Raw genomic sequence first — 6766 nt, 5'->3', positions numbered from 1 at the left:
TCTGTACCGTTCTCACTGGCGTACTCACGCTTTAGAGAAGCGGTAATATAACGCTTAGCAGCATCTTCATTCAGATTCTCAGCCGCAATCATATCTTTGACTTCACGTTGCTGCTCTACCTGAGCATAGCTAAAGAAGGCATCGATAATGCTGGATTTGTCAGGGATATTATCCAAGTTAGTTTGATTGATAAAATCTACCACCAAGCTTTCTTTGGCTCGGTTGCCAAGGCTTGCTCGAATCAAACGACGTACTTCTTCAACCAAAGCAGACTTGTCCTTGGTGTTTTTATTATGCTCAAAAATTAGCTCAAGGATATAATCTAGATTGATCTCCTGTGATTTGAGCAAGTCTATTTCAAAGACAACCTCATCCCAATCAATCGAAGACTCATCTTGCTGGTCACCCGCCTTTTCACGACGTAGCCAATCGCGTATATCGTTATAGGTTGAGCGATAATCTTGTACGGTACGTTCAGCAGGCACTTTAATAGTTTGCATAGCGGCTATCTCATCATCGTTTAGGTAATGCTCATCCTTAAACGTCTCAACAGCGTCAGCATCGGTCACATCCAAGTCTTGCAGTGCTTTTAGGCTTGCAAACTCATCATAGTTTTGTAATATATTCTCGACACGTAAATACTCCCCGAATAACAGAGATAAGACTCCTTCATCATCTGCTACCACACCATCGACCATATACAGATCTATATCTGTTTTAAAACTTGATAAAGCCATTTTATGACTTTCAATAAACATTTAGCATGATCCTTTATTCTGAGCTACTTTATTTGTAACTTACAGAAACTACCGTTCAACTATTTTCTCATCAATCATTTCAGTTAATAGCTCAGTCACTGTCTTTCGGTTATCAAGCGCAAACTTTTTGAATGCAATATACTTATCTTTGTCAATGTTAAAGTTTACTCGTGCCGTTTTTTGAGGACTATCGGTCACGTCTGACAAAGATAACTCATCTTTTACCTTCTTACTGGGACGACCTGCTGCTAAGCTCATCATTTACTCCTTATCAAAAAATGTTTTAACTTCATTAACCAATACCGTCATTTCTTGTACTGCATTACTGTTCACTGACTCAGTATCAAATACGGTCTTGCCTAATGCTGCGCTATTTGGATAACTTACACGCTGCATAATTCTACTATCTAACACAGGTAGACCGTACTCTAGTAAAACTGAAGCCACTTCCTTACCAATATTAGTATTCTGGATTGCCCTAGACACTACAAAGGCTGCTTTTAGTTTACCGTCAGTCATCTCTATACGCTGCTTTACTAAGTCTACTAAATCGCTAGTCGCCCAAACATCGTATGGGCTAGGCTGTACAGGAATTAATACAAAATCAGCTGCTTTAATTGCAGATAAAGCCAAACTAGTTGCTTGTGGTGAACCATCAATCACAACATACTCTTTATCAGAGACATTTTTTAGATCTTTATCAAGCGTAGGTCTATCGAGACCTATCACTGGTACTGGATTATCTTCATCTACAGCTCGCCAATCACGTGCACTGCCCTGCTGGTCACTATCTACTAGCAATACACTATGTCCTTGCAGCTGCAAGCCACGAGCTAATTGAGTGGCAATAGTTGTCTTGCCACTGCCTCCTTTTTGATTCAACACAGCAATGACTTTCATAGAGCAATCCTAATTTTGAGTATTTGAGTATTTGAGTATTTGAGTATTTGAGTATTTGAGTATTTGAGTATTTGAGTATTTGAGTATTTGAGTATTTGAGTATTTGAGTATTTGAGTATTTGAGTATTTGAGTATTTGAGTATTTGAGTATTTGAGTATTTGAGTATTTGAGTATTATTAAGACTTTACTCAATAGTTAGATGAATAGCAACATTTTTAAAAAATAACTATATCTTTGATATCGACTGAATTTCTATGTGAATAATATTCATAAAACTGCATAAATTTGTCAAAGACTGAGATGCCCCAGTAAACTGACTGCTAACATATAAAGTGTAGCTATCAAGTATCAATATGAGCTACTAAAAGCAATACTTTAGCCGCTCATATTCGTTATAATCCGCTCACCAATCAAAAACCACTAATATGAATGAGGGAACCACTATGGTGAAGTGTCACTTATCGACCATCATGGGTGAAAGACGCCTTAAAATTGCCGATATCTCAAGAGATACTGGCATCAATCGTGGCACCATTACTCGCATGTATCATGAAGAAGCCACCCGCGTTGATCTAGATGTCATCGAGTCTTTATGTACTTATCTTAGAATCAATGTTGGTGATTTATACGAAATCATAAATGAGGACAGCAGTGAGTCACCAGCATAAATAACGTTGTCATGAGCTGTGATTGTCTTTAAACGAATAAAAAGACCTACAGAAGGTTATTTTCTCTTGCAATAGATTAAAATATAGGTATAATTTGACCTGTAGTAAGTCATTTTATTTATTATATGTATATAATGGTCTATAGGAGAATACCAATGAATAACAATCTATCTCGGCTCAATAGCTGCACATGGTTTAGTGAACAGACTAAAACGTTAGCCTCTCAGCTGTTATTAAGCTTACAAATACAGCAAGGCGTACAGCTGGCAACCCTACTTGGTGTTGACCCCATTCTTTATAATGATGAAGCGGTTTATGTCTGGGTGCAACGACAGCTAGATGACGGTCTTATCGTTGACGATCATGCGTTAAGCACCCTTGAAACTGCTTTTATAGAGTTGGTCACAGCTCACACTGACCAAGCAGCGTAATGGCTTTAGCTTATATTTACAGACAACTTGTTTAACAAGAAACAATAACCCTTAAAGCCAGATAAAGTGTCATTATCTGGCTTTTTGATATAGACAAAGATAACGACAATCAAACAAGCTTTTTTCAGTCTTATATGTCTCAGAAGACGCACTTTTGGGCAATATGGCTTACTATTACCATATGCCTTTACTCAGTCGGCTCTGCACGCGGCACCCCAGCTATTTTATAATAAACAAAGCCTCTCTCATCTCTCAAAACACTTTTACTGTCTGCTCTAACGCACCAGCTGATTGCATCAGGCTGCGCTTCATTAACATCACAAGCCAAAATAATCTGCTGACTTTGAGCGTTATCAAATGCCTGCTTCCACCCCGTTTCAAGCTCATCGATGCCGCGCTGTAGCTCTGCTTGCTGGTATCTCATCTCTGCAATCTCATCAAAGCTTGGCACATACCAAAATACCAGGGCCACCAAACTTATTATCACAGCCATCGTACCCGCTGCGACAGCGGCTGCAATCCTTTTAATACTCATAGTCTCAATGGACTTATGAATTTTGTCCAAGTCTTTACTAGCTCTACCCTCAACCTGTTCAATCCGCGTTTTGGTGGTGGTCTCAAAGGTCTCAATATCTTCAATAATCTGCTTATGACCAGCTTGGTACTGATTGGTGAATAGGGCTAGATTGTCAGCGCCTGCGCCAAGCTTGTCAGCCACCGCTTGCATGGTACTCACTTGTACCTCTATGCTGTCGTTTTTAGCAGTGACGACCGACTCTACAGCCGTATCAATCTGCTGTTTCATATCGGTGATGATGCCTGCTATTTTGTCATCATAACGACGCGGCATATCATTGTCAGTAAAAGCAGTCACTGCCGCTTGTAGCTGCTTTAACACGAGTTCTTGATACTGACTCAATGCCTGCGAAGTCGTGCTTGCGCTACTACCTAATTCTTCAATGGCAGAAGACACCTCATTCACCTTGCTATCAATACCGCTAAGCGAACGCTCAAGCCGCCTCGCTACCGCATCATCGGCTCGCTTAATCAGCTCACGCAAGGCCCCAATGACCGGAGTCAATGAAGTCACTAGGTTAACAAGTTGATCGTGTATGTCTTGCTCAGTGCGGTCATTTTTATTCATAGTAAGTACTCATTATTGTAATCATCACAACTAAAATGGGCGTGGTGACGAGTAATGGCGCGCTTTTTCTTGAATAGCCTTGTCTATATCCAGCACTTGTGCGGCCAAGATTTGCGCTAAATTTTGCGTGCCCACGCGGATGTCAGGAACCTGCTCAAAACGCTCATTAAGCGCGTTTATAGTATCAATTTTATGACGGTCGCTAGGAAGCGTGCCGAGCGCTTGTAATAGTGTCTGTACCGATGTATCTCTGTCTATCGTCACCCGTTCTGCATCCGTGTCTCGCAAACGCTTTTGCAACGCGGTGACGTTATCAGTATGCTGAAGCGTTTTTAAAACGAGGGCCTCAGCAGCTAACTTTTCAGCCACCTCTATCACAGTGGCAGTAGTATCAATCGCTTTAAAGTCGATCTTATCAATACGGTCTTTAACCCGTACCAGCATATTATCAAACCTGCTCTGATACGCCTTGACTTCTGCCTGTCGGGTACGCGCAAGGGCAGTAGCATCTTGCTCTTTTTGTTGTTTTTCTTGCCGCCGCTTCTCTGCTTCCTCTCGTGCACGCTCAGCCTTTTTCTTAAGCTCTGCTTGCTCATGTGCTTTGTTGAGCTGGTACTGAAGCCTCATCGTACGGTTGCGCCAGTCATCAAGCCGATCTGCGTTCAATTGAGTGGTCTTGGTACGGGTAATCTCATCGTATAAGTCATCATCTTGCACAATCACCGCTTCACTTTGATCAAGAAGGGCAATACGCTGCTCATAAAACGGCGATAGGCGCTGATAGGTTTTTTGACTGGTATTGATTTGCAGCTTTAATTGTTTGATGTCTTCATTATTGGCGGTTTTAAATGTCTTTACATCAGATACAAGCATCTTCAAACGTGCCTCAGCGGTATCATCTATCTCTACCGCTTTAAGAGCACGCAGCGCCTCACGCTCTTGCTCAAGCGCTTTAAAACGCTCAACATCAAGATCTGCCAGTGCCGCGAACTTATGATAGGTGTCAAGGTTGCTCGTTATCTCGATCGCCTGCAAATCCTCAAACGTCTCCCGCCAGTGCCGCTGCAGCTCAGTTTTTTCAATATCAATCTCATCAAGCGCTTTAAAGTCAGTAGCCAGCTTATTCAGCGTTGCGGCAAACGGTTTTAAGGTGGCCTTTAGCGCCTTATGATCATCAATAACTCGATTGTTAAGGGGAATAAGATTTTTTAAAACCGCTTTATTGTTCAGCACCGTTTTATCAATCTGTGACAGCTGCTCTTCAAGGCGGCTAACAGCGCGGCCTGTTTGTAGGGTGTCATCTTGTCTAAACTGATCAACCGACGCTAAAGCCGTCTTTAGTGCCTCGCTTTGCTCTTTCGTATGTATTTTCCGGGCAAGCTCAATCATTTTTTGGCGGGGCTCGCTAAAATCCTGTCCCACCTCCTTGGTGAACCGCTGGGTACTCTTAATGTTTTTATCAATGGTAATAATCTGTTTAGACTGAAGCGCTAACTCTTCATACAGCGCATCAATGGTTGAAAATAAGGCGCTGCGTACCATCTTTTTTTGACTCACAAAGTCGGCTGAAATTGCTAAAAGCTCATCAAGTGCGTGATCATTGGCCACATCACTATGCGTCTGACTGTTATTTTTAGGGATAGCGGGTTCAAGTTCAGCGGCAGGATCTACAAAGCGGATATTACTGAGCTCAATTCGCGCAAAGGGCTTACGCTTTTTATAATGTACTGTGACGCCGTTAACCTCTTGCTCATTGCTTTCTAGGTCAATACGTCCCTTGTCGTCATACTCAATTACCAGACCATTTTTTTCAATGTAAGCATTGATCTCATCAATCGTCTCGTTGTACTCATGAATCACTGAACGATTGCCTTTGAGAATATCCTTATACAATGACTTGCCCAGTTTCATTTTTGGTAAAAGACTGATGCCCAGCTCACGGTAGGATTTCTCACTAATGGTTTTATTCTCAGGCAGTAGCTTATTGGCCATATCCGCCCAAAGGGTGCGTTGATATTTAAGCTCATCGCCGCGCCCGTTTAACCCCTTAGATAAACGCTCCTCCGTTGACCACTGCAGCCAATTCTTGCGTGCTGATAAAGCATAACCCTCAACATCCGCTACTATCTCACGGCTTGAGAGTAAAATATGGGCATGAAAATTACGACTGGTCAGCTCAACCACTTCAACCTCCCCCACATGTTTCTCGTGACTGTGGGGCCGATGAATGGCCACATCGACAAGCACGTTATAACGATCAGATAAGGTTTGAGCGTAGCGCTCGGCCAGAACTATACGCTGATCAGCGGTGATCCCATCAGGAAACATCACATCAATCTCAGTACCCAATTGCGCGTTTTTACGAGTCTCAATGCGTTCGATATCATTCCAAAAACCCTCACGTGTCACTGCTAGATCCCCAGCAAGAGTTGGCGTTATCAACGCCATATGCACCACATTTTTCTCAATAACTTGCGTATATTTAGTGCCATCACTGTCCACTAAGTTTAAGATTTTATCTTTAGCTTTACTGGTATAATCGTGGACGACTCCTGACTGCCCATCAACCAGTTTTGAGCCAGAATTATAAGCCGACTTTGCCACCACGCTATGATTTTTCGCCTTACTAACGGCGCTAACCGACAGATGAAAACCTTTATTATTCATAGCAAAAAAACCCAATATTGAGTGATGATTTTTTGGGGGTTGTAGGGGGTTCGCCCCCTGCCGGACGACGGAGTTTATGTAAAAAAAATAGCGCCCCTTGTGGGCCTTTTTTACATAAACTCCTAAGTTCGCTCTTAACAGAGGGTTAAAATACTACTGCGCCCACGAAACGAAGTGGTCTTGTGTATTTTACTACC

At 42.2% G+C, this 6766-nt stretch carries 6 protein-coding genes and 1 pseudogene; 2 read left to right on the top strand and 5 right to left on the bottom strand.

The window, feature by feature from the left end; all coding sequences use genetic code 11:
- The 3 genes and pseudogenes from ACTXGK_RS29175 to parA form a co-directional block, all read right to left on the bottom strand.
- Positions 1 to 656, bottom strand: a pseudogene (locus ACTXGK_RS29175) (type I restriction endonuclease subunit R, EcoR124 family); the annotation flags it as partial.
- 150 nt (positions 657 to 806) lie between these two features.
- A complete protein-coding gene (locus ACTXGK_RS29170; RefSeq protein ID WP_114701983.1) occupies positions 807 to 1019 on the bottom strand; it encodes a plasmid partition protein ParG in 213 nt (70 codons plus the stop codon).
- A complete protein-coding gene (gene parA, locus ACTXGK_RS29165; protein ID WP_114701984.1) occupies positions 1020 to 1658 on the bottom strand; it encodes a ParA family partition ATPase in 639 nt (212 codons plus the stop codon). It abuts the gene before it with no gap.
- A gap of 444 nt (positions 1659 to 2102) precedes the next feature.
- On the opposite strand from parA, the gene ACTXGK_RS29160 reads away from it, so the two are divergent.
- Both ACTXGK_RS29160 and ACTXGK_RS29155 read left to right on the top strand, forming a co-directional pair.
- Positions 2103 to 2327: a helix-turn-helix domain-containing protein gene (locus tag ACTXGK_RS29160; RefSeq protein WP_057758779.1), complete on the top strand. Its 225-nt coding sequence runs from the start codon at positions 2103 to 2105 to the stop codon at positions 2325 to 2327.
- A gap of 155 nt (positions 2328 to 2482) precedes the next feature.
- Complete coding sequence (locus tag ACTXGK_RS29155; RefSeq protein ID WP_095570655.1) at positions 2483 to 2758, top strand: hypothetical protein; 276 nt, start codon at positions 2483 to 2485, stop codon at positions 2756 to 2758.
- A gap of 187 nt (positions 2759 to 2945) precedes the next feature.
- Here the strand turns inward: ACTXGK_RS29155 and ACTXGK_RS29150 are convergent, their stop codons facing one another.
- Together ACTXGK_RS29150 and ACTXGK_RS29145 are read right to left on the bottom strand one after the other, a co-directional pair.
- Positions 2946 to 3902 (bottom strand): hypothetical protein, encoded by a 957-nt coding sequence (locus ACTXGK_RS29150; protein ID WP_114701938.1) that lies wholly within the window; start codon positions 3900 to 3902, stop codon positions 2946 to 2948.
- Between the two features lie 30 nt (positions 3903 to 3932).
- Positions 3933 to 6569 carry a MobA/MobL family protein gene (locus tag ACTXGK_RS29145; protein ID WP_114701937.1) on the bottom strand — a complete coding sequence of 879 codons (2637 nt, stop codon included), beginning with the start codon at positions 6567 to 6569 and terminating at the stop codon, positions 3933 to 3935.
- Positions 6570 to 6766 lie beyond the last annotated feature (197 nt).

The organism is Psychrobacter sp. T6-5 (genome assembly GCF_052258485.2).
Lineage (GTDB): Bacteria > Pseudomonadota > Gammaproteobacteria > Pseudomonadales > Moraxellaceae > Psychrobacter.
The sequence above is the reverse complement of the archived record's forward strand: the minus strand, read 5'-3'. Positions and strand labels throughout refer to the sequence as shown.

Excerpts from the sequence above, each read along its gene's own strand:
- ACTXGK_RS29160 (WP_057758779.1), top strand. The coding sequence starts at position 2,103 with ATGGTGAAGTGTCACTTATCGACCATCATGGGTGAAAGACGCCTTAAA.
- ACTXGK_RS29150 (WP_114701938.1), bottom strand. The coding sequence starts at position 3,902 with ATGAATAAAAATGACCGCACTGAGCAAGACATACACGATCAACTTGTT.
- ACTXGK_RS29145 (WP_114701937.1), bottom strand. The coding sequence starts at position 6,569 with ATGAATAATAAAGGTTTTCATCTGTCGGTTAGCGCCGTTAGTAAGGCG.
- parA (WP_114701984.1), bottom strand. The coding sequence starts at position 1,658 with ATGAAAGTCATTGCTGTGTTGAATCAAAAAGGAGGCAGTGGCAAGACA.
- ACTXGK_RS29155 (WP_095570655.1), top strand. The coding sequence starts at position 2,483 with ATGAATAACAATCTATCTCGGCTCAATAGCTGCACATGGTTTAGTGAA.
- ACTXGK_RS29170 (WP_114701983.1), bottom strand. The coding sequence starts at position 1,019 with ATGATGAGCTTAGCAGCAGGTCGTCCCAGTAAGAAGGTAAAAGATGAG.